Origin of the sequence: Mucilaginibacter sp. 21P (genome assembly GCF_019331605.1) — a bacterium.
Lineage (GTDB): Bacteria > Bacteroidota > Bacteroidia > Sphingobacteriales > Sphingobacteriaceae > Mucilaginibacter > Mucilaginibacter achroorhodeus.
On the sequence record NZ_CP063061.1, the window covers coordinates 2,660,843 to 2,685,053 of the forward strand.

Below are 24,211 nucleotides of genomic sequence, written 5' to 3' on the forward strand. Positions count from 1 at the left end.
CGGAGGGAATGTTGGAAACTCGCCAGAGTTTTCAGTATCCCACCGTTTAGCCGTTTATAAAGGTCAGGCTTATGCCTCCTAATGCTTCATGCAGCCTGTTGTAATTGTAATCTTCCATCGATTCATCAGCTAATGCCTGTACCTCGTTAATCCTTTCAAACGGGTAAGCGTCCAGCATATTTTCACGGAAAGTTCTATTAAACCGTTCGATATATCCATTCTGCATAGGCCTCCTGGTTAGGCAAATTGTACAGCATTACCTTTGCTTTCACACCAATCTTTGAAGTTCTTGCTGTTAAACCCAGGCCCGTTATCTACCCGAATGCAGTTGGTTTGCCTTGCTCATGAATAGTTCGTTCCAGTATTTGAATTACCCAAATGGCTGGTATGGTATAAACTGCTTCCACAACAATAGCTTCCAGGATAAAATCATCGATTATATTAAGCGTACAGAACCTCCATTTATCAACCAGCACATCGCACATGAAGTCCATCGACCATGTATCTCCAGACTGCTCAGGCACGACTAATGGCACTTAGTATGCGCAGGCACACGCCTGCGCACCTACCGAACAAGACAGCCTGGGTCTGTTCGCAACCGCAAAATTTTATTGGAGTTACGCAGTGTTTTGCCTGTTTTAATCATCTTATTAAGTGAAATATTTGTATTACAACATAGCCTGTTACGATGACCTCCACGGTAGTAAAATTGATGCCTTAACCGCCTTTGAAAAATCCGCAAAACGAAGATATAGCAACTATACCAATACTATTGCCGATACCAACCTTGGAAAGCCTGCGCAGGGGAAATGCTATTGGTGGCGCTGCAACTCATTCTCGAACGTGGGATATTATATGCGGCGTTAATTTACTTGTCTGGTTGGTTTCGGTTTGTATCACGTTGGCTAGAAGGCCCCCGGTTTCTTATAGCCAAGCGTTAATAACGGCCTTGAAAGCAGTAAATGTGCTCTTTTTTACTATCTGGCTTTGCTCGTTATTATTGGCTAACTAAATTTGCGTTGTTAAATAACTATGAAAATAGCAATTATCACAGCAGGTAATGTTGGTAAATATTCCGGCGCAAATGGATTCGATGAATTGAAAGATTTAACTCCCTTTCTTATACAAAAAGGATTGGATATTAACGAAGAAATATGGGACAACTCGCAAGTCGATTGGTCGCAGTATGATTTGGCTATTTTAAAAACCCCTTGGGATTATACTTACAAGTTTGATCTGTTTAGGTTGTGGCTTAATAACTTGCAAAATCTTAAGGTAAAGTTGTTGAATGGATATGACACCGTGCGATGGAATTTTGATAAGAAATATTTAAAAGAAATTCAATTAAAGGGGTATTTAACAGTGCCGTCAGTTCACCTTGAAAAGAACTGGAACGGTGAAATTATGTCTTTATTTGATAGTCTTTCATCCGATGAAATTGTTATAAAACCCTGCATTAGTGCTGGGTCGAAAAATACGGTCAAATTCAATAGAATGACGGTGAAAGATAGCCTAACGGTTGTAGAAGACATCATCGCAGACGGCGACACTATAGTGCAGCCATTTATACAGGAGATAAATAACGGTGAACTATCGTTTGTGTTTTTTAACGGCCAGTATAGCCATACTGTTCTGAAAAAGCCAAAATCAGGAGATTTTAGAGTTCAGCAATTTTTAGGGGGGACAATTGAGCCATTTTGCCCCAATGAATATCTTATTAACACAGTATCCTCTTATGTAGCGGAATTTTCAGTTGATACATTTTATTCGCGGGTTGATGGCGTTATCATTGACGGAAAATTCGTGTTAATGGAGCTTGAGTTAATAGAGCCGTTTTTATACCTGGCATACGATGCTAACGCGCCGCAGAGATACTATGAGGCTTTGATGCAACAAATAGAAAAACATAGTTTTTAACTGCGAAAATCTTTCGGATTTACGTTGTTCCGGAAGCGAAAAGTCTTACAGCAATTTGAGGCTTCTCGTTTCACAGATTTGTGTTACGTATCAACGGTAGTCTCCGTCCAATGATAATATTATAGCTGTTAATCAGTGCAGCCAACGGTAATATATAAAAACGGCAGTTCATCGATTCTTCATCATCAGTCGATCAATTCTATTAGCTCTTATTTTTCTAACAAATGATTTTGGTTACAATAGATCGTATTTTGATAGGACATGAAGTAGATTTAATTTATAAAATAAAATAAATTATATTAATAAAAAATATAATTTTATATTCGCAATTAAAATTGATAATAAATTTTTCGTGAAAAAAGGGGAAGCGATATCCCTCGCGTGCACCGAGGTATAAGCGCAGCAAGATGCTCAATCCCATCATCTCAAAGAATTGCGAAATGCAGGAGCTTATATTGGAATAAATGGCAGCTGCTATTACAACGGAAAATTAAAAGTTGTTTGGTTTGTTGTACAATTGTTTAGTTGGTCTATGTAAACTGTTTCGTTAAATCGGTTTAGAAGCAGATCTACAGCCATGTCAAGTAGCTGTACTTTGGTGCTTCGTTTTCGAGTTTTGAATCCAGAAAGTAATGACATGTTTCGTTTTAACTCGGCGTTATGAAATATAATCTGTTCATTCAAATACTCGATGATTTCTTGTTCGTTTGCGGTTTCCATAACACAATGATTAGTTGTTAACCTTAATATTTAATGTAATGATAGTTTGTGATTTTCACTGCTGCAAATAATTTACATGAACGTATATTTTACATAGTTGAACTTTGTTATTCTATAAATTTTTTAAAAACCTGATTATTACCGAAGCATGGCCAAAATCACCGAAAAAGACATCGTAGAGCATTTAAAACAAAAGATTGCTTATCATTTGCAGGAAGCGAGGAGGATTGAATTGCTCCTAAATGCTTTTGCCAGTGGTGACATGGACGGTGGCTTTAACTTTGATAAACAATTTGGTTCGGATGATAAAAGCGATAAACAAAAAAAGGCAGGCGAAAAGGTTTTCAAGCCGCTTGAGCCGCCTGTTGAATTTAGCCAGAATCTGACCATTGTAAATAAAATTGCTTTTGCGCTTAACAAGATCGGGGAAGGTTACAATGATGAAATTGCCAAGGTAATAGCGGATCATGAGCCTGAAGGAGATGTTAAAAAGATATCCCAGCTCATATCTGGCGTCTTATCTACTTTAAAGGCCAGTAGATTAATAAATGCACGAAAGGATGGCCGTAAACACAAGTTTTCGTTGGTGAAATAAGCCATCATGTAGTAATAAAATTATAAATAATTTATTTTATATTTATTTAGTTTTTATGCTTTTATAGAAAGCTATGGTATTTGATTCTTATAATATTTCGACTTTTTAGAAAAGATCTACAGTTGCAGGATAGAATTGCTTCGCAGGAAGAGAGCATCCAGGTTAGGATAACTCAAAAATGATTGGTAGAGAGTAGTTATTTAGAGTGCTTGAAAGCCGATAAATCATTCCTGATTACATATTTAATGTAAAAAAGCCGTCGTATCGACACCGCATTAGTGCAAAACAGGAATGATAAATTTACAAACGATAATAAAATATATTTCAGAGTCTCAAGCAGTCACACATCGTATTGGTGGCTTGATGGTGGCAAAGGTGTCGATTTCAAAAAGCGGCTTTATAAAGTATCGGCTCTCAAAATAGAAGGTAAGCTGGATATATCGAGGACTGCATGCAAACTGTGCATTATATTTTCGGGCGTTACGAAATCTTACGGACCACCTTTCACCGTATTGATAATGATTACTGCTTGCGAATTGAGGATGCCACCGCTAAACGTTATCAATTATTATATGATGATATGCTCGATTTTGCCGGCGACAAGGAAACTTATATAAACAAACTGGTTAATTACGTTAATAATGATTTTGACTTTTTGCAGGTCCGTTGTTTTTAATCAGGTTGCTACGAACAAGCGATACCGAACATGTTTTATCAATGATCATCCACCACAGTATTTACGATGGATGGCCGATGGGGGTGCTTTCCAGGGATTTGATGTTCACTTATAATTGTTTATCAAACGGTCTGCTGCCATCGTTACAACCGCTGAAGCTTCAGTACAAAGACACTATGTACTTGAATTATTGCTATGAGAAGCAATACAGCGATATCCACCGGTATTATTGGAATAGTTCAAAGGCGTCTTCCCGCAAATGCTCCGTTTGCCTGGCGAGTAGATTTAAGCGGTCGTGCCGAACAAACCTGCGACAGTGATACTTTCCAGATTTCAGCAAAAGTCAAGAACAGGCTGGATGTGCTGCTCGGCAAATATCGTGTACCGGCATTCCTGACTTTACAAGCCATTTTTAACTGCTATATTTAGCATTTAACCGGACAATACGATATTGTTTCCGGCACTATCAGTTTTAATCGTGTTGATGTAGGGGATATGGAGCAACAACTAGGCCATTATGCACGTTTTCATTTGCTGCGGTCGGTATAGGTACTAACGATTAGTTTGCGATATTTTAGGGAAAGCCAAAAAAGGCTAATGCAGACGTATGTAATTATTAGGCGATGACCTTGCTATATACCTTTGAAGAAAATTTGCAATCGGATCAGTTCCTGAATGGTTACGCTTGGATATTCAACTTGTTTTATGGGGAGGAAACCGGTTATGGTGTAGGCGTAAATGAAGAAGACGAGGCTGCCACTTCGCTAATCATCAACTCGATGGCAGTTAACCAAGTAAGACAGTTGCTTAACATTGATATCGAATTTAAGTTTATCAACAAAAAAGACAAATTAGACTTAATAGTTGGTGATAAAACAGATAATTTCGATAAGCCGGTTGTTAAAAAATATCAAATGGCTTTGCTGAGCATCTTAAGTTTACGGTTTATAATAATTAGCAGTCGTCGTCATTACACTAATTGCACGGAAAGCCTTTGTGCAACAATATCCATGATAGATTTAGCATGATCGAATATAAAGAAGTGACGACCTTCAAACTTCTTTACAGTGAGTTTGCTGGTTGTTTCTTTTTGCCACTCTAACACCTGTTCATAGGTAACGCGCTCTTCACTGCCAAACATCGCCGTAATAGGAATATCAAATGGTGGTGTTTGCTTGTATACATATTCTTCGAGCGTTTGAAAATCTGCTCTAAGGATGGGTTCAAAAAAGCTCATCAGATCCTCATCATTAAGCACCTCGTCCGGACTGCCCCCCATCTCTTTAATCTGAGCCCGAAATTTATCTGAAGGTAGCTGATATCGCTTTGTTTCCCCATAAACTACAGCAGGACCGCCACGGCCGGTTAAAAACAAGTGAATAGGTTTTGGCAATCCCTCATCAATAATTTTTTTAGTTAGTAAATAACTGACTATAGTGCCCATGCTATGCCCGTAAAAGGCATAGGGGTGCTGAAGTTTGTCTTTTATAATATTAAAGCAATCGTTTACAACATCGTCAATCTGTTTAAGTAGTGGTTCTTTAAATCTAAGCCCTCTTCCTGGGTAATCTATCGGAGCAATAGTAATATTCCCATGGGCGGTACCGATAAAAATATTATAGGAGTATTTACTCCCTCCCGCAAACGGAAAACAAAATAGATTCACTTTCATACTATATTTTAGTGTCTTAAATATAACGGCAAATCTATTAAAATATAAATTTATTTTTTTATAATTTTTATTTTTTGTTTGAAATATCTCTATATTTGATTTGTAAATTTGCTGAAAAGCTTTCCTAGTATTGTGACTGGGTTCGACGAAGTCGTAAACGTTCTGTTAATGAGTCTTTTTAAATTTTAAATCTAACCAACATGTATGTTCCAAAAATTATAGAACTAAAAAAAGATCTTGAAAATCTAAAATTGGATGGCCTTGTAGCCGATTGGGAGATCCCCTTTGAAAACCTTTTGACAAGGTTAAGTGCGGCGATAGTGTTCGTCAGCCTTAATGCTTCGGCTTCAGAGCTGCTGTTTAAAGCTTTTGAAAAATTTGAAAATTTCAGCTACAGGATAAACAGCGAGAAAAAACTATCGGCTCTTGAATACCGGCTAACATTTAACCTGGAAGAGAAAGAGAAGAATGAATCGGTTGTTCCAGGTAACGCATTAGCAAGCCAAGTATGATAGGGGGGTAACATGTGTAGCACAGTTAAACTATATTATACGTGGAATAATCTAAAGCTGCCGCCTGATACAATGGAGCAATACCTGGATCAGCTACCTGAAGAGATGCGCCGCAAAATTTGCAGGTTTAAAAGATGGCAGGACGCACAGGCAAGTTTGTACGGCAAGCTGTTACTTAAATCAGCGCTGGAAGATGCTAAGCTGTCGCAAAGCCTGGCGGATATCACTTCGGGAATTTTCGGCAAGCCCGTGCTGCCCGGTGTAGGCTTCAATATTTCACATACCGATGGTCTGGTACTGTGTGCTTTCGCCTTTAATAATGAAATCGGCGTCGACACTGAAAAGAATTCGCCGATTGATGTTAGCGATTTCAAAACCCAGTTTTCTGACGATGAATGGCGCGAGATTACCTACGCGCCTGATCAGGTATCAAAGTTCTATAATTGCTGGACCGCCAAAGAGGCTGTGCTTAAAGCCTGTGGCAAAGGCTTAAGTTTGCCTATGTGCTCTGTTACCGGCCTGGATAATGTTTTTTACGTCGATGGCATTAATTGGTATTTGCGCTCTATAAACTTGTTCCCATTATATATTATTCAACTGGCATCGCAATTCCCGGTGAGGACTGTTTTGCCGGTGATGAAAGTATTTAACCAATGTACACATATAGCCTACAATCAAACAGAATAGCCTAGCAATCATATGCAAGGTTCGGATCAACGTTCATTACAAAATACATCGTATAGTAAAATTGAAACTGATATGGAAAACTGCTCTGAAAACAAAATCGCCCAAAACTGGTACGTAGCGTATACCTTTCCTAATTACGAAAAAAAGGTTGAAAAACTACTGTCACAAAAAAAGATCGATTGCTATTTGCCGCTTCAAAAGGTGATTAAACAATGGAGTGATCGTAAAAAACGGGTTGAGTGCCCGTTGTTCCCTAACTACATCTTCATTAACACTACCGCACATGAGCGTTTTGACGCATTAAATACCGAAGGTGTTTTGCGTTTTGTATCGTTTGGGGGGCAGCCCGCGGTTCTCTCTTCTACAGATATTGATGCTATCAGGAAAATTGCCTCTTACAGCGTGGATATTGAGTGCGAACATGGTTTCGAAAAAGGCGATTATGTAATAATAACCCAAGGTCCTTTCAGCGGCATGAAAGGTTACCTGTTTAGTAAACGCGGTCGCACTCGCTTTGGTTTCAAGATGGACGCCATTGATCAGCATATTTCAATAGAGATTTGCACTTCGATGATTGAGAAGATTGAGTTTCCTAATTAAAGGCATATATAATGTAAAATGAATAATATGAAAAAGATAAGTTTATTGCTGATGATGTTTGCGGGTGTCGCTTCAGTTTCAGCCCAAAGCAAAAAAATTAGCTATACACCATCCGCAACAGGGAGCATCGTTATTAATTTGAAAAATAGCGACATCACTATTATTGGTTATGGCGGTAAAGAAGTCTTGATAAGCTCGTTAAAAGACGGCAAGCCGGCCTCAGCCGAGCTGGACATCAAAGAAAAAAATGGATCGCTTTACCTGAAAAAAAACACAGAAGCCGAATACTCTTATAAAATATTGGTTCCGCAGCAAAGCAACATTAGTTATCAGGAAGAGTTTCGAGCGCCCAAGAAGCTGGAAATTTCAAATATAAAGGGTAACGTTTTTGTTAAAAGCTGGGTTTCCAAAATCGTTCTGCGAAATATTAGCGGGTCTGTCACCGCAAGAAGTGAGGCAGCCGACATCAATGTAGATTATGCATCGCTCCGTCAATTGGCTGTTGATTCATTGGTGTCGCCGGGAAGGCTCGTTTCTGTAAGCCTGCCTAAAAACACTGGTGCCAACCTAACCATGCAGGTTTCATCTGGCCTGGTAAAATCAGACTTTGACTTAGGGGCCGATAACAAAAAAGTGCTTGCCGAACCTGGTAAATCAAAACTTATAAAATTAAAACTCAAAAACGGCGGCGGCGAAATGTTTATATGGGCAAACGAGGTTGAGCTTCGTAGTAAATAACACCTCAAACAACTGCCTGAACTTGCCTCTCTGTTCTTTCCATCTCAGCTGCGTATCGGCACAGCTTACTTAAAGTTTGCTCAAAAAATCGTTAGACAGCTCAAGCTCCAACCATTAGCTGATGGCAGCGCTTGTTCTGTATCCAGGCTTTATTTTCTGAAAAATCAGCAATGAATACCAAACTAAATCAACATAGTACACTCCTTACGGCGCTGAGTAACAGCAAAAATAACAATAAAAGGGGGGTTACTTTTATACAAGGTTCAAACGCAGATAACACGTTATCTTACAGTGACCTTTATAATCGCTCGGTTGCATTTTTGGGGGTATTACAGGCCATCGGCTTAAAGCCCGGAGATGAATTGATTATTCAGCTGGATGATAATCAGCAATTTCTTATCGCTTTTTGGGGATCGCTGATGGGAAAAATCATTCCTGTGCCATTATCAATGGGCGGCCAAGACGATCATAAAAACAAACTGGTGCAGGTATGGAAACAAATGCATAACCCTTACCTTGTATGCGATGATGTACACTTAAAACGAATTGAAGAATATTGCGACGCGCAGGGCTTCATCGAAATTACCATCCAATTGTCAAGGCGGCATATCGGGATAGATAAATTGACCGATTTACAGTACCCGGCACTTCTGGAAAATATCATGCCTGATGATATTGCCTACATCCAATACTCGTCAGGCTCAACCGGCACGCCGAAAGGCGTTGTGCTTACACATAGCAATCTTTTAACAAACGTTACAGACATTGTTAGCAGGAGCGGTATCACGGCTGCCGATGCCATGTTAAGCTGGATGCCGCTTACCCATGATATGGGGTTGATATGCTTTCACTTTAGTGGCGTGCTTGCAGGCATAAATCAATATGTTATCCCCACAGCGCTTTTTATCCGCAATCCGATCTTGTGGATCGAGCGGGCCAGCCAGCATAAAGCTACCCTTTTATATTCGCCAAACTTTGGCTACCAGTATTTTTATACGGCGGCATCGGCTGTAAATAACGGGTTTGATTGGGACTTGTCGCGCGTTAGGTTAATCTACAACGGTGCCGAACCAATTTCTGTAGAAATATCTGAACAGTTCTTGAACTTTTTAGGTAAGTATGGTTTAAACTCAAATGTGATGTATCCGGGGTATGGTTTGGCCGAGGCATGTGTTGCGGTTACGCTTCCAACCCCAGGGGATAAACTCAACGTTCACAACATTAAAAGAGCCTCACTTAAAACAGGCGAGCAGGTTACTTACACCAATATTGCAGATGATTCTATCGGCTTTGTAGAAGTGGGGCATCCTATGGAACATTGTGCCGTAAGGATCTGTAACGATGAAAACCTGGTTTTAGGGGATGGGCACATCGGCAATATCCAAATTAAAGGAGGCAATGTAAGCACTGGCTATTACAGGCAAACCGAAAGAACAAACGGTATTATCCTGGCCGATGGTTGGCTATCCACCCAGGATGTCGGCTTTTTTAGCGATGGTAAACTGGTTATTACCGGCCGAAAGAAAAATATCATCATCATCAATGGTCAAAACTATTACCCGCACGATATCGAGATGGTAATTTATAAAGCCATAAATTCTGAGATTGGGAAAGTGGTAGTCTGTGGGTTAAGAAGCGTTAATCAGGCAAAAGAAAATCTGATTGTATTTATACTGCATAAGGGTACGGTTGAAAATTTTATTCCGATTGTAGCCAAAACCAAGGCCGCGATAGCTAAATCAATCGGTATAGTGGCCGATCTGGTTATACCCGTAAGGCGTATTCCAAAAACAACAAGTGGTAAAGTACAAAACTACAAACTACTTGAGCTTTATGCCGATGGCGAGTTTGACAAGCAAATAGCCGAGATTACGCACTACGCCCAACTGAATACACAGCTTGATGATGTTTTGGCACCAGGAGGTGATACCGTTATTACCGGCTTAATTAAGATTGTTAAAGAATTATCAGGAAACGCTGGCATTGTTGCGAATGATAATCTATTTGCCTTGGGGATAAACAGCTTGCAAGCCGTAAAGCTCACCCTGCAAATAGCCGATAAATTCAAGGTAGATATTTCACTTCAGGATATTTTCGATCATCCGGTTATCTGGCAGCTGGCTAACGTAATCGCGAACAAGCCCCAGGCTCAAAACTGGCATATCAGTAGAGCGCCCGAAAACGAATTTTACGATTTATCGTATGGCCAAAGTCACCTTTGGGCACTGCATGAGTTTTTAAACTTTGGGAGCGCATTAAATATTTCGGTGGCAAAAAATATTGCAGGGCGGATAGATAAAGCTGTTTTAAACCGTGCTTTAGAAACTATGGTTTCACGTCATGAAGTGCTTAGGACGGTATTTACCAATGTTGATGGCACACCGAAACAAAAGATCCTGAACAACGGGTACCACAAACCCGCTGTCAAATTTATCGAACTGCTTAATGAAAATAGCAGCGCCTCGACTATTAAGAAAATTATTGAAGCCGAAGGCGACATTATATTTTCACTGACTGAAGGTCCGCTTTTCAATCTTTCCATTGTTCAATATACCAAGGATGAGTATGTATTTATTTTTACTATTCACCACATCGTTGCCGACGGCTGGTCAGTAGTGAATTTTATCAACGAGTTATTTGTCATTTACCAGTCGTTTGTAAAAGGAACCAAGTTGGCTATGCCGGTTCATGCCTACCAACATAAAGATTATACATACTGGTGCAACCGGCAACTGGCCCAGGGCAAATGGGACGGAGCTTTGTCTTACTGGAAAAAGATCTTTAAAAATGATATAGTTCCGGTTGAACTTCCCTATAAAACCGGGGCTTTGTTAAACCGGTCGGTTAAGGGAGCCGAGTTTCAATACGAGTTTTCGCCAACTGTGGCGCAACAGATAGAAGAGATCTGCGGCCGCAAACAAGTTACTCCTTTTATGATGCTGCTTAGTGTTGTTAAGCTGCTGCTGCATAAATACAGTAATCAAACCGATATCACTATCGGGACTGATATTGCAGGCCGAAATACATTAGAACTGGAATCGCAGCTGGGCTATTTCCTCAACATGCTGCCGATCCGCACTGATCTTTCGGGCATCAGTACTTTCGACGATCTGCTAAAACAAGTTAAGGAGAATACAGTAAACGCCTACTTAAATCAGCATTATCCTGCTTTCAAAGCCATTTCATCGCTCAGGCCGGGTAAGGATGTAAACGATATTTATAACGTGCTGGTTATTTTTCAAAACTTTGATACCCACATAGACGCCGGCGGCGATCTAACGCTGACAGATTACCAATTAACCACAAATACCGCGTTAACAGATTTACATTTTGAATTTTTGGGTGAGCCCGGTAAACTAACGCTTAATTTAAAATATAATACTGATGCATTTGACGCCTGGCAGATCAGTAATCTTTTAAATCACTTTGCGCTGCTTGTGCAGATGGTATTAGATGCGCCGGACAATGCGCTAACTGCTTTCGATCCTTTTAGGCACGATAAACATAAGTTACTGGCATACAATCACGCCAGAGCTTACAGCGAAAAAAACGTAATCGATCTGCTAAGCCGGAGCCTGAACGTTAACCAATCCAGCATAGCTATTATCTGTGGAGATAGCCGGTTAACCTATCAGCAGCTCAATGAGCAGATTAACCAGGTAGCCGCGGCAATAAGCTCTTGTTTAAATGATGCCGAAAAAGCTGTAGTTGGTATTTCACTAGCTCGTTCCGAGAAACAGGTAATAACCCTGCTGGCCATATTGCGCGCCGGCTACACCTACGTATTTATTGATCCCGAATATCCGAAGGAGCGCATGGATTTTATTGCCGCTGACAGCGAGATCAAATTATTGATAACTGATTCGTTGCCAAACCATAATGCTGGGGCATCTGTTGTATTGTATAGAGATCTCTTAGTGTCATCAAAGGCTATCAAAAGGTCGGTTATAATTGAACGCGATGACCTTGCTTATATAATGTATACATCCGGATCTACCGGTGTGCCTAAAGGCGTAATGATAAGCCATGCGGCTTTGTACGATTATGTAAAAACTTTTAGCTATTACTTTGGCGTTGATCAGGACGATGTAATGATCCAGCAATCGTCGTTGGCGTTTGATGTATCTGTCGAGGAGATCTTCCCCGTGTTGTGTGCTGGCGGTAAACTGGTAATAAGCGATGGCGGAGGTCGCGATACTGAAGGGCTTATTGCTAATATTCAAAATCACCGGGCAACACTCCTGACCACAACGCCGCTGGTCATTGCCGAACTGAATAAACAGGCCGGGAAACTTTCGTCGTTACGGGTGCTCATAAGCGGGGGCGACCGGCTGAACCGAAATCACATAGACCGGCTTTTCAGTGTTACCCAGATTTACAATACTTACGGCCCTACAGAAACTACTGTTTGCGCTACCTACAATAAAATAGATAATCTTAACGAAACTGCCATCGTTGGTAGGCCGATACCCAACAGGCAGGTATATATTTTAAACGAAAACCAACAGCTTGTAGCCCCAGGTGTTAAGGGTGAAATTTATATCGGAGGCGCAGGCCTTGCACAGGGATATAAAAACCTGCAAGGCGAAACGAGTTCCAACTTCGTACCCTCGCCGTTTCACCCCTCCGAAAGGCTTTTCAGATCCGGTGATTACGGCCGTTGGCTGGAAAACGGTAAAATAGAAATTTTGGGCAGAAAAGATGATCAGATAAAAATTAATGGCTATCGTATTGAACTTTCCGAAGTTTTGCGGGCCTTACTGCAGGTTAACGGAGTTGCCGACGCATTTGTAACAACTAAAAATGATGAAAGCACTGGAAAGCAGTTAGTTGCCTGGTTTGTAACTGCCAGCGGGAGTTTACTTAACGCTGAATTGCTAAGAGCGAAGCTGAACAACATTTTGCCGATATATATGGTCCCTACATTTTTGATAGCAGTGGCTACTATACCTCAAACGGTAAACGGTAAAGTTGATTCAGGGGCATTACCAATGCCTTCCTGTATTCCTGACAAATTGCAGAGCTATGGGGTTGTCACAAAAATTGAACGGGATATTGCCGCAATTTGGGCAGATACACTTCAGTTTCACGGCAGTTTTAAAAATTATAATTTCTTCGAATCGGGTGGTAATTCCATTAAAGCCACCGTTTTGGCTGCTGCTTTGCAAAAGGCGTATGGCCTGAAAATTTCGTTTGCAGATATATTTGCCAATCCAACCATCGCCTCGCTTGCCAATTTAGTTACTTCGCGTGGTAAAGCTCAAACCAACATCCCGTGGGTAATTGAGGAAGCGGAATACTATGACCTATCTAACGGCCAGAAAAGGCTGTGGCTTTTGGATCAGTTTCAAAACAGCGGCAATGCTTATAGCTTGCAATTTGCCTTTAAATTTAAAGGTGATGTAGATTTTTTAGCTTTTGAAAAAAGCTTTAACTTGCTGATTGATAGACATGGAAGCCTTCGCACTATATTTAAATTGGTTAATAACGAGCCAAGGCAGTTTGTTTACGCGCCCGGCGTAATTAAGTATGTAAATGGTTATGATCATGTGTCTGACGAAGAAGGACATAGTGTTGACGAGATTGCAGAAAAGTTTTTCTCGTCGCCTTTTGATGTAACGAGTTGGCCCCTTTTCAGGGCCGGTTTTATTAAGCTTAATAGCCGTGAATGCGTATTCCTGTTGAAAATTCATCACATCATCGCCGATGGCTGGTCTGTTGAAGTGTTGGCACGTGAGCTGGCCCTGGCCTACAATCAGTTTAAATCCGCAAAGCCTTCGCAACTTGATCCTGTTCAATTTCAATATAAAGATTATGCCGCCTGGCAACAAAAAGAGTTTTTGAGCGAAGGATATGATCAGGCTAAAAGATATTGGTTAAACAAGTTTGAAGAAATACCGCAGCCGCTTGATCTGCCGGCAGATTATTCGCGCATCGGTTTAACTTCATTTGAAGGCGATAAGCTTTCTTTTAAACTGGACGCCGATCTCAAAAAACGATTGGCCGACCTAGGCGCCGATAGCGGTACCAGTTTGTTCGTTGTTTTGCTTAGTGTTGTTAAAGGCTTGTTTTACAGGTATACCGGTTCAACAGATATAACCATCGGAGTACCGGTGTCGGGACGCGGTCAGAATGAGTTTAAAGATATGGTAGGTTTTTTCCTGAATACCGTACCACTCAGGACAAGTTTCAGTGAAGACGACACGTTTTTAGCTTTACTCAATAACGTAAAGGAAACGGCTATCAACGGGTTCAAATACCAGGATTACCCCTATGATCAGATAGTGGAGGCACTTAATATTACTGGTAAAAATGTCGATCTGTTTAATGTGATGGTCGGCTTTCAGAATAAAGAGAACGGTGTTAAGTTATTCTCAAATCTGAATGGAATTGATGTTTCGCTGCATCCTCTCAATGCTACCACCAGTCAGTTTGATCTTTCTGTCGACTTTTTCGATACCACTGAGGGTATCTACGTCGAGATAGAGTTCAGCACCAATCTTTTTAAACGGTCGAGAATTGAGCGCCTTGCTCATCATATTGTTCGTTTTGCGGATGTAATTGCCAATCAGCCTGAAACAATTATTCAGCAGGTTGATTATCTTGGACAGGATGAGAAGTACCGTATTACAAGTCTTTTTAATCAAACCACAACAAATTGGAACGATGCCCGCACCTTTCAGCAAATATTTGAGGATGCAGTTGCACAAAATTCATCTGCTAATGCCGTTAAATACAATTCGAAAGTTTTAAACTATGCTGATCTTAACGCGCAGGCCAATCAGCTGGCGCATTACCTGCGCGGCAATTTTGGTGTAAGAGTAGCCGATAAAGTTGGGTTACTGGTTGAACGTTCTGAAATGATGCTTGTTTACGTAATGGGTATCATAAAGGCCGGTGCAGTATTCGTGCCGATAGATACCCAATTCCCGACAGAAAGGGTTAACGCCGTTGTTGAAGACAGCGGTTTGAAGGTACTCCTTACTGACCGCCCGATCAACTTCTCAAACGATATTAACTTTACCACAGTTATCAATCTTCGGGAAATAGCCAGCCAGGTTAAACTTTGTCTGGCCAGTAATCCGGAAAACTTGAACCAGGTAACGGACGCATTGTATATTATTTATACCTCGGGCTCAACAGGCAAACCCAAGGGCATGGCAATAGCCCATCATAATGTTACCAACGTTTACCACTCTTGGCGCGAAATTTACCAGCTTAATGCCGGCACAAAATTATTGCAGATTGCCAGTATTGCTTTCGATGTTTTTATCGGAGATTTGTGCCGTGCTTTATTAAACGGCGGCGAGATGGTTATCTGTCCTGCAGACATGCGTGTAGATCCCGAAGCTTTATATAATTTGATAACCAAACACGGTATCACTATACTCGAATCAACGCCATCGCTGATTATTCCGTTTACAAATTACATCATCGAAAACGGGCTTCAGCTCTCTATCCTGAAAGTGCTGATCTTAGGATCTGAAACCTGTTTATTGCAGGATTACCACAAACTATTAAAATACTTTGGCGATCAGTTAAGGATAATCAATAGCTATGGCACTACCGAGACAACCATCGACGCCAGCTATTTTGAGGAAAAGCATGAGGCCAATTTGCCCGAAACATCTACCACGCCAATTGGCAAGCCAATGCATAACATGCGATTTTATGTGCTTGATAGGCGCAAACAATTAGTGCCGGTTGGCGTTGATGGTGAGCTATATATCGGGGGCACCGGAGTAGGCATGGGTTATGTGAATCGCAACGATTTAAATGCCGAAAAATTTATTAGTCACCCGGTTGATCCCAATCGTCTTTATAAAACCGGTGATATGGCGCGCTGGCTTGAGGACGGCAACGTGCTTTATAAGGGACGAGGCGACTTCCAGGTTAAGATCCGGGGTCACCGGATCGAACTTGGCGAGATCGAGAACGTGCTGTTAGGTTACGCTGGGGTGCAGGATGTGCAGGTACTGGCTCGTGGCGACGATGAGGAGAGCTACCTTGTTGCGTATGTAATTATGGGCGAAGGTAGCAGTACGAAAGCGCTGCGTGCATGGCTTTTAAACCGGCTGCCGCATTACATGGTGCCGTCATATATAGTTTCGTTACCGGTATTCCCGACCACGCCGAGCGGTAAGGTAGACGTGAAATCGCTTCCGCTGCCTGAGCGGGGGAGCAGGGACGAGAACTATGCCGCTGCGGAGACCCCGCTTCAGGCGTCGCTGGTCAGGATCTGGCAGGAAGTGCTGGAGGCCGACTGCGTTGGCATCCGCGATAACTTCTTCGAAATAGGAGGCCACTCGCTCAAAGCCGTAAAAGTAGCCTCGGGCATTTACCGGGAATTGCATTTGCGTACAGAGCTACGGAACATTTTTACCTACCCGACAATCGAACAGTTATCGGGCTTATTGGAACAGGTGAGCCGGATAGGCTACCAAAATATACAACCGGTTGCATCCGCATCGAGCTACCCGCTGTCACACGCGCAGAAACGGCTGTGGTTGCTGGAGCAGTTGGGTAATGCCGGCACAGCTTACCACATGCCCTCGGGTTATTACTTCAACGGCGGTCTTGATCTTGAAGTGCTGGAAAAGGCGCTTGTTCGGCTGATCAGCCGCCACGAGATCCTGCGTACGCGCTTCATCACGGTTGATGGCGAACCACGGCAGCAGGTGCAGCCGGCGCCAGACTTTAAGATAACTTACCACGACCTGAAAAACACCCCGGAGACGCTAACGGCTATGCTTGAAGAACCGGAGGAGTTCGACCTGTCGTGTGGTCCGCTGCTAAGCTGCCGTGTATTGGAACTGGAAAAGGAACGGTATATCGTGCTGTTCAATATACACCATATTATCGGCGACGGCTGGTCGTCAGAAGTAATGATCCGGGAAGTACAGGAGCTGTATGAAGCCCAACAGTCAGGCAGGGAAGCGGATTTGCCGATCCTGCGGATCCAGTACCGGGATTATGCGCACTGGCAGCATGAACAGCTCTCTTCCGGGGTGCTGTCCGAATCCCGTGCATACTGGTATGAGCGGCTTTCGGGGCGATCAGAACCGTTGGACCTGGCGACAGACTACGCCCGTCCGGCAGAAAAGACCTATAATGGCCGTACGCATCGCATCATGATGCCACCAGCCTTATATGATCGGCTCAAACATGCTGGCCGGGAACACCAGGCCAGTATGTTCATGCTGCTGGTCAGCCTGCTGAACACGCTGCTGAGCCGCTATACCGGGCAGGAAGAAATAACGATAGGAATCCCTGTTGCCGGGCGGAATCACCCGGACTTGGAAAACCAGGTAGGATTTTATGTAAATACGCTGGGCATCCGGAGCCGATTGGATAAGCAAAGTAGCTTTACAGCGCTGACGGCACATGTAAAAGAACAGATGCTGGGAGCTTACAGCCACCAGGACTATCCTTTCGACCTATTGCTGGAAGAGCTGGATGTGGTGTGGGACCAAAGCCGCAGTCCTTTATTCGATGTAATGGCCGTGTTGCAGGAAACAGAAGTATCGGGCAAGCTGGAAGGGCTGAGGGGGCTTAAGGTAAGTAGCCTTGAAACCGCCGACAAGATCAGCAAGTTCGACCTGACATTCAGCTTTACGCCATCAGGAGAAACGCTGGAGCTGGCGATAGAGTATAATACGGATTTGTTCAGCGCGCCGCGCATCGGGCGGATGGCTGATCATTACCTGGCACTGGCGTATGCTGCGCTGTCCGATCCGGAGCAGCCGATAGGCCGTTTAAACTACTTGCCTGCCGCGGAGGCGGCAAAACTTTCGGCAGGTTACCATGACAAGATCAGTTATCCGGCAGACAAGACGTTGCAGGAACTTTTCGAAATGCAGGCGTTAGCCCGCCCGGAAGCGACAGCGCTGGTTTACGGGTCGACAAGACTGAGTTACGGCGAGTTAAACCGGAAGGCGAACCAGTTGGCCCATTACCTGCGCACGGAGTGCGGGGTAAGAGCAGATGAGCCGGTAGGGCTAAGGGTATCGCGTTCGGAATGGATGGTGATCGGGATGCTGGGGATCTTGAAGAGCGGAGGGGCGTATGTTCCGATAGACGTAGAATATCCGGCAGAACGGGTGAGCTATATCCAGGAAGACGCCTCGCTGAACATCATCCTGACAGATGAAGACACAGAGGAAGCAGCAAGCGGGCTTCACAATCTGAGGAATATCAGGCTGGAAAGCCAGCCTGCGGGCAACCCTGCACAGGTGAATATTCCATCGGACGCGGCCTATGTGATCTATACCTCGGGCTCGTCGGGGAAACCGAAGGGAGTAGTTGTAGAACACCGCAACGTGGTGAGCCTGCTGTTTGCCGAAGGTTTCGGGTTCAGTTTCGGTCAGGATGAAATATGGACGGTATTCCACTCGATGTGTTTTGACTTCTCGGTATGGGAGATCTACGGTGCGCTGCTGAACGGAGGTGTTCTGGTAGTGGTGCCGCGAGAGGCGACGCTGAACCTGAGCAGTTACATTGATTTACTGGAGCAGGAGGGCGTAACGGTACTGAACCAGGTACCTACAGTGTTCAAGAACCTGGTAGGAGAGCTATATCAGCGTGCGGAACTGCCGCAGCTTAAGCTGCGCTACGTATTGTTTGGCGGGGAGGCGCTCAACTTTGCCTCTCTGCGCGACTGGCAGCGGCATTATCCCAATGTACGACTCATCAACCTTTACGGTATTACCGAAACAACGGTTGTTGTTACCTACAAGGAAATTATACAGGCAGATATAGAACGGGGATTCTGCAACATCGGTGTTCCGCTTAGTTCGCTGCGGCTCTACCTTGCCGACAGCGACCAGCAGCTGGTAGCCGAAGGGGTAGCCGGCGAATTGCTGATAGGGGGTGCGGGCGTGGCACGCGGTTATCTGAACCGTCCGGAACTGACGCTGAGCCGGTTTATCGACAGTCCTTTCCGCCGTGGTGAGCGTTTATACCGTTCGGGCGACCTGGGTGTCCGCCAGGACAACGGCGATATCGTTTACAAGGGACGAGGCGACTTCCAGGTTAAGATCCGGGGTCACCGGATCGAACTTGGCGAGATCGAGAACGTGCTGTTAGGTTACGCTGGGGTGCAGGATGTGCAGGTACTGGCTCGTGGCGACGATGGGGAGAGCTACCTTGTTGCGTATGTAATTATGGGCGAAGGTAGCAGTACGAAAGCGCTGCGTGCATGGCTTTTAAACCGGCTGCCGCATTACATGGTGCCGTCATATATAGTTTCGTTACCGGTATTCCCGACCACGCCGAGCGGTAAGGTAGACGTGAAATCGCTTCCGCTGCCTGAGCGGGGGAGCAGGGACGAGAACTATGCCGCTGCGGAGACCCCGCTTCAGGCGTCGCTGGTCAGGATCTGGCAGGAAGTGCTGGAGGCCGACTGCGTTGGCATCCGCGATAACTTCTTCGAAATAGGAGGCCACTCGCTCAAAGCCGTAAAAGTAGCCTCGGGCATTTACCGGGAATTGCATTTGCGTACAGAGCTACGGAACATTTTTACCTACCCGACAATCGAACAGTTATCGGGCTTATTGGAACAGGTGAGCCGGATAGGCTACCAAAATATACAACCGGTTGCATCCGCATCGAGCTACCCGCTGTCACACGCGCAGAAACGGCTGTGGTTGCTGGAGCAGTTGGGTAATGCCGGCACAGCTTACCACATGCCCTCGGGTTATTACTTCAACGGCGGTCTTGATCTTGAAGTGCTGGAAAAGGCGCTTGTTCGGCTGATCAGCCGCCACGAGATCCTGCGTACGCGCTTCATCACGGTTGATGGCGAACCACGGCAGCAGGTGCAGCCGGCGCCAGACTTTAAGATAACTTACCACGACCTGAAAAACACCCCGGAGACGCTAACGGCTATGCTTGAAGAACCGGAGGAGTTCGACCTGTCGTGTGGTCCGCTGCTAAGCTGCCGTGTATTGGAACTGGAAAAGGAACGGTATATCGTGCTGTTCAATATACACCATATTATCGGCGACGGCTGGTCGTCAGAAGTAATGATCCGGGAAGTACAGGAGCTGTATGAAGCCCAACAGTCAGGCAGGGAAGCGGATTTGCCGATCCTGCGGATCCAGTACCGGGATTATGCGCACTGGCAGCATGAACAGCTCTCTTCCGGGGTGCTGTCCGAATCCCGTGCATACTGGTATGAGCGGCTTTCGGGGCGATCAGAACCGTTGGACCTGGCGACAGACTACGCCCGTCCGGCAGAAAAGACCTATAATGGCCGTACGCATCGCATCATGATGCCACCAGCCTTATATGATCGGCTCAAACATGCTGGCCGGGAACACCAGGCCAGTATGTTCATGCTGCTGGTCAGCCTGCTGAACACGCTGCTGAGCCGCTATACCGGGCAGGAAGAAATAACGATAGGAATCCCTGTTGCCGGGCGGAATCACCCGGACTTGGAAAACCAGGTAGGATTTTATGTAAATACGCTGGGCATCCGGAGCCGATTGGATAAGCAAAGTAGCTTTACAGCGCTGACGGCACATGTAAAAGAACAGATGCTGGGAGCTTACAGCCACCAGGACTATCCTTTCGACCTATTGCTGGAAGAGCTGGATGTGGTGTGGGACCAAAGCCGCAGTCCTTTATTCGATGTAATGGCCGTGTTGCAGGAAACAGAAGTATCGGGCAAGCTGGAAGGGCTGAGGGGGCTTAAGGTAAGTAGCCTTGAAACCGCCGACAAGATCAGCAAGTTCGACCTGACATTCAGCTTTACGCCATCAGGAGAAACGCTGGAGCTGGCGATAGAGTATAATACGGATTTGTTCAGCGCGCCGCGCATCGGGCGGATGGCTGATCATTACCTGGCACTGGCGTATGCTGCGCTGTCCGATCCGGAGCAGCCGATAGGCCGTTTAAACTACTTGCCTGCCGCGGAGGCGGCAAAACTTTCGGCAGGTTACCATGACAAGATCAGTTATCCGGCAGACAAGACGTTGCAGGAACTTTTCGAAATGCAGGCGTTAGCCCGCCCGGAAGCGACAGCGCTGGTTTACGGGTCGACAAGACTGAGTTACGGCGAGTTAAACCGGAAGGCGAACCAGTTGGCCCATTACCTGCGCACGGAGTGCGGGGTAAGAGCAGATGAGCCGGTAGGGCTAAGGGTATCGCGTTCGGAATGGATGGTGATCGGGATGCTGGGGATCTTGAAGAGCGGAGGGGCGTATGTTCCGATAGACGTAGAATATCCGGCAGAACGGGTGAGCTATATCCAGGAAGACGCCTCGCTGAACATCATCCTGACAGATGAAGACACAGAGGAAGCAGCAAGCGGGCTTCACAATCTGAGGAATATCAGGCTGGAAAGCCAGCCTGCGGGCAACCCTGCACAGGTGAATATTCCATCGGACGCGGCCTATGTGATCTATACCTCGGGCTCGTCGGGGAAACCGAAGGGAGTAGTTGTAGAACACCGCAACGTGGTGAGCCTGCTGTTTGCCGAAGGTTTCGGGTTCAGTTTCGGTCAGGATGAAATATGGACGGTATTCCACTCGATGTGTTTTGACTTCTCGGTATGGGAGATCTACGGTGCGCTGCTGAACGGAGGTGTTCTGGTAGTGGTGCCGCGAGAGGCGACGCTGAACCTGAGCAGTTACATTGATTTACTGGAGCAGGAGGGCGTAACGGTACTGAACCAGGTACCTACAGTGTTCAAGAACCTGGTAGGAGAGCTATATCAGCGTGCGGAACTGCCGCAGCTTAAGCTGCGCTACGTATTGTTTGGCGGGGAGGCGCTCAACTTTGCCTCTCTGCGCGACTGGCAGCGGCATTATCCCAATGTACGACTCATCAACCTTTACGGTATTACCGAAACAACGGTTGTTGTTACCTACAAGGAAATTATACAGGCAGATATAGAACGGGGATTCTGCAACATCGGTGTTCCGCTTAGTTCGCTGCGGCTCTACCTTGCCGACAGCGACCAGCAGCTGGTAGCCGAAGGGGTAGCCGGCGAATTGCTGATAGGGGGTGCGGGCGTGGCACGCGGTTATCTGAACCGTCCGGAACTGACGCTGAGCCGGTTTATCGACAGTCCTTTCCGCCGTGGTGAGCGTTTATACCGTTCGGGCGACCTGGGTGTCCGCCAGGACAACGGCGATATCGTTTACAAGGGACGAGGCGACTTCCAGGTTAAGATCCGGGGTCACCGGATCGAACTTGGCGAGATCGAGAACGTGCTGTTAGGTTACGCTGGGGTGCAGGATGTGCAGGTACTGGCTCGTGGCGACGATGGGGAGAGCTACCTTGTTGCGTATGTAATTATGGGCGAAGGTAGCAGTACGAAAGCGCTGCGTGCATGGCTTTTAAACCGGCTGCCGCATTACATGGTGCCGTCATATATAGTTTCGTTACCGGTATTCCCGACCACGCCGAGCGGTAAGGTAGACGTGAAATCGCTTCCGCTGCCTGAGCGGGGGAGCAGGGACGAGAACTATGCCGCTGCGGAGACCCCGCTTCAGGCGTCGCTGGTCAGGATCTGGCAGGAAGTGCTGGAGGCCGACTGCGTTGGCATCCGCGATAACTTCTTCGAAATAGGAGGCCACTCGCTCAAAGCCGTAAAATTAAACTCGCTCATTTACAGGGAACTTCAGGTAAAGCTGGATCTTAACTTGCTTTTCATTAATCCAACTATCGAGCAACAGGCAGATGTGATCGACAACTCTACTGAAACGAAATTTGAGCCGATACCTGTTATTGCCAACAGCGAATACTACGAGGCATCGCCTTCACAAAAAAGACTTTGGATTACTGATCATTATCAAGAAGACAAGCGGGCATATATTATTCCGTTAGCTAAAATTATAGAGGGCCCGTTTAATCACAATGCGTTTATAAAAGCGCTTCAGTATTTGCTTAACCGGCACGAATCGCTCCGTACTACGTTTTTATTGGCTGATGGTAAGGTAATCCAGAAAGTTCATCGGGCCGATAATTTCCACTTTAATTATCAATATGAAGATCTGACCGGCCGCGCTGACATCGATAAGGCCATTGAAAACTATAGTCAGCACGAACTAACTGAAGCATTCGACCTCGAAAAAGGTCCGCTGCTGAGGGCTCGGATTTGCCGTTTAGACGATGATCAGCATTTACTGCTATTATCAATGCACCATATCATTTGCGATGGCTGGTCAATCAGCATCATCAGCGATGAGCTATTTAAATTATACTACGCTTTTCATTTAAACTTAAAGCCTCAATTGCCGGAGCTTCGCATTCAGTATAGGGATTATGCCGCGTGGCACAACAGCAAACTGAACAGCAACGAAGTGGACGCAGTTAAAAACTATTGGCTTAAAAAGCTTGCCGGTAATATTGAACTGCTTGATCTACCCGCAGATCATCCGCGATCTGTTGTCAGGACAAACAATGGTCGCACCATCAGTATCGAATTTACCGATGATGAAAGAGATGCCCTGCGTCAGCTAACAAAACAACATCAGGTAAGCCTGTTTGTTACGGCGATGTCGGCCGTAAAGGTGCTGCTTTACAGGTATACATACCAGACCGATATTGTGGTAGGGTCGCCGGTTGCAGGTCGCGAGCATTCAGATCTTCATGATCAGGTTGGATTTTATGTAAATACCCTCGTTTTGCGCGATTTTATTTATGGTGACGACAATTTTCGCGGGGTAGTTAAGAAGGTAAATAAAACCTGTATAGACGGCTTTGCCAATCAATTGTATCCGTTTGAATTATTGGTTGATGATCTGCCGGTAAAAAGGAACGGCGGCAAGTCTTCGTTGTTTAACGTGATGGTTATGCTGCAAAATAACAAAGATGCGCAGGTGAGCTATGGCGATTTGAATATCAGGGATTATGAAAACCAGTTACACAACACCAGCAAGTTTGATATCCTTTTCAACTTTTATGAAAAGGAGGATGCTATCCGCCTGGAAATTGAATACAATAGCGATTACTTTTTCAGCGACAGGATTTTTCGATTGATTGATAATCTGAAAATGCTGATTAGAAGTATAACAGACAACCCGGAGCAGCCTATCGGCGAACTTTCCATTTTTGAGACAGACAAAACTGTTGTCGATTTTTTATAA

General features: G+C 44.8%; 14 protein-coding genes. 11 read left to right on the plus strand and 3 right to left on the minus strand.

Going from position 1 to position 24,211, the window contains the following annotated elements:
• Window positions 1-46: 46 nt before the first annotated feature.
• Entirely contained in the window at window positions 47-226 is a 180-nt protein-coding gene (locus tag INP83_RS12150) for an integrase core domain-containing protein (RefSeq protein WP_219124296.1), read from the minus strand.
• Between the two features lie 88 nt (window positions 227-314).
• Window positions 315-524: a hypothetical protein gene (locus tag INP83_RS12155; RefSeq protein WP_219124297.1), complete on the minus strand. Its 210-nt coding sequence runs from the start codon at window positions 522-524 to the stop codon at window positions 315-317.
• A gap of 130 nt (window positions 525-654) precedes the next feature.
• Here INP83_RS12155 and INP83_RS12160 point away from each other — a divergent pair, with 130 nt between their 5' ends.
• From INP83_RS12160 to INP83_RS12185, 6 genes are all read left to right on the plus strand, one after another.
• Window positions 655-867: a hypothetical protein gene (locus tag INP83_RS12160; protein ID WP_219124299.1), complete on the plus strand. Its 213-nt coding sequence runs from the start codon at window positions 655-657 to the stop codon at window positions 865-867.
• 165 nt (window positions 868-1,032) lie between these two features.
• Window positions 1,033-1,917, plus strand: a complete 885-nt coding sequence (locus INP83_RS12165; protein ID WP_219124301.1) for a RimK family alpha-L-glutamate ligase — start codon at window positions 1,033-1,035, stop codon at window positions 1,915-1,917.
• 868 nt (window positions 1,918-2,785) lie between these two features.
• Complete coding sequence (locus tag INP83_RS12170) at window positions 2,786-3,232, plus strand: hypothetical protein (RefSeq protein ID WP_219124303.1); 447 nt, start codon at window positions 2,786-2,788, stop codon at window positions 3,230-3,232.
• Window positions 3,233-3,683: 451 nt separating this feature from the next.
• On the plus strand, window positions 3,684-3,908 hold the full coding sequence (locus INP83_RS12175) for a hypothetical protein (protein WP_219124305.1): 225 nt from the start codon (window positions 3,684-3,686) through the stop codon (window positions 3,906-3,908).
• A gap of 5 nt (window positions 3,909-3,913) precedes the next feature.
• A complete protein-coding gene (locus INP83_RS21385; protein ID WP_219124307.1) occupies window positions 3,914-4,228 on the plus strand; it encodes a condensation domain-containing protein in 315 nt (104 codons plus the stop codon).
• A 303-nt stretch (window positions 4,229-4,531) separates the two neighbouring features.
• Complete coding sequence (locus tag INP83_RS12185) at window positions 4,532-4,936, plus strand: hypothetical protein (RefSeq protein WP_219124309.1); 405 nt, start codon at window positions 4,532-4,534, stop codon at window positions 4,934-4,936.
• Here INP83_RS12185 and INP83_RS12190 read toward each other — a convergent pair.
• Window positions 4,879-5,580: a thioesterase II family protein gene (locus tag INP83_RS12190; protein WP_219124311.1), complete on the minus strand. Its 702-nt coding sequence runs from the start codon at window positions 5,578-5,580 to the stop codon at window positions 4,879-4,881. The two genes, INP83_RS12185 and INP83_RS12190, sit on opposite strands and share 58 nt — an antisense overlap.
• 200 nt (window positions 5,581-5,780) lie before the next feature.
• Here INP83_RS12190 and INP83_RS12195 point away from each other — a divergent pair, with 200 nt between their 5' ends.
• The 5 genes from INP83_RS12195 to INP83_RS12215 all read left to right on the plus strand — a co-directional run bounded on the left by INP83_RS12195 (window position 5,781) and on the right by INP83_RS12215 (window position 24,211).
• On the plus strand, window positions 5,781-6,092 hold the full coding sequence (locus INP83_RS12195; RefSeq protein ID WP_219124312.1) for a hypothetical protein: 312 nt from the start codon (window positions 5,781-5,783) through the stop codon (window positions 6,090-6,092).
• 12 nt (window positions 6,093-6,104) lie between these two features.
• Window positions 6,105-6,779, plus strand: coding sequence for a 4'-phosphopantetheinyl transferase superfamily protein (locus INP83_RS12200; protein ID WP_219124317.1), 675 nt, complete (start codon window positions 6,105-6,107; stop codon window positions 6,777-6,779).
• Window positions 6,780-6,851: 72 nt separating this feature from the next.
• A complete protein-coding gene (locus INP83_RS12205) occupies window positions 6,852-7,379 on the plus strand; it encodes a UpxY family transcription antiterminator (protein ID WP_219124319.1) in 528 nt (175 codons plus the stop codon).
• Between the two features lie 27 nt (window positions 7,380-7,406).
• Window positions 7,407-8,117: a hypothetical protein gene (locus INP83_RS12210; RefSeq protein ID WP_219124321.1), complete on the plus strand. Its 711-nt coding sequence runs from the start codon at window positions 7,407-7,409 to the stop codon at window positions 8,115-8,117.
• 170 nt (window positions 8,118-8,287) lie between these two features.
• Window positions 8,288-24,211, plus strand: coding sequence for a non-ribosomal peptide synthetase (locus tag INP83_RS12215; protein WP_219124323.1), 15,924 nt, complete (start codon window positions 8,288-8,290; stop codon window positions 24,209-24,211).

Coding starts and splice junctions, on each gene's coding strand:
- INP83_RS12205 (WP_219124319.1), top strand. CDS start 6,852: ATGGAAAACTGCTCTGAAAACAAAATCGCCCAAAACTGGTACGTAGCG.
- INP83_RS12170 (WP_219124303.1), top strand. CDS start 2,786: ATGGCCAAAATCACCGAAAAAGACATCGTAGAGCATTTAAAACAAAAG.
- INP83_RS12175 (WP_219124305.1), top strand. CDS start 3,684: ATGCAAACTGTGCATTATATTTTCGGGCGTTACGAAATCTTACGGACC.
- INP83_RS12210 (WP_219124321.1), top strand. CDS start 7,407: ATGAAAAAGATAAGTTTATTGCTGATGATGTTTGCGGGTGTCGCTTCA.
- INP83_RS12165 (WP_219124301.1), top strand. CDS start 1,033: ATGAAAATAGCAATTATCACAGCAGGTAATGTTGGTAAATATTCCGGC.
- INP83_RS12195 (WP_219124312.1), top strand. CDS start 5,781: ATGTATGTTCCAAAAATTATAGAACTAAAAAAAGATCTTGAAAATCTA.
- INP83_RS12190 (WP_219124311.1), bottom strand. CDS start 5,580: ATGAAAGTGAATCTATTTTGTTTTCCGTTTGCGGGAGGGAGTAAATAC.
- INP83_RS12185 (WP_219124309.1), top strand. CDS start 4,532: ATGACCTTGCTATATACCTTTGAAGAAAATTTGCAATCGGATCAGTTC.
- INP83_RS12200 (WP_219124317.1), top strand. CDS start 6,105: ATGTGTAGCACAGTTAAACTATATTATACGTGGAATAATCTAAAGCTG.
- INP83_RS12150 (WP_219124296.1), bottom strand. CDS start 226: ATGCAGAATGGATATATCGAACGGTTTAATAGAACTTTCCGTGAAAAT.
- INP83_RS12215 (WP_219124323.1), top strand. CDS start 8,288: ATGAATACCAAACTAAATCAACATAGTACACTCCTTACGGCGCTGAGT.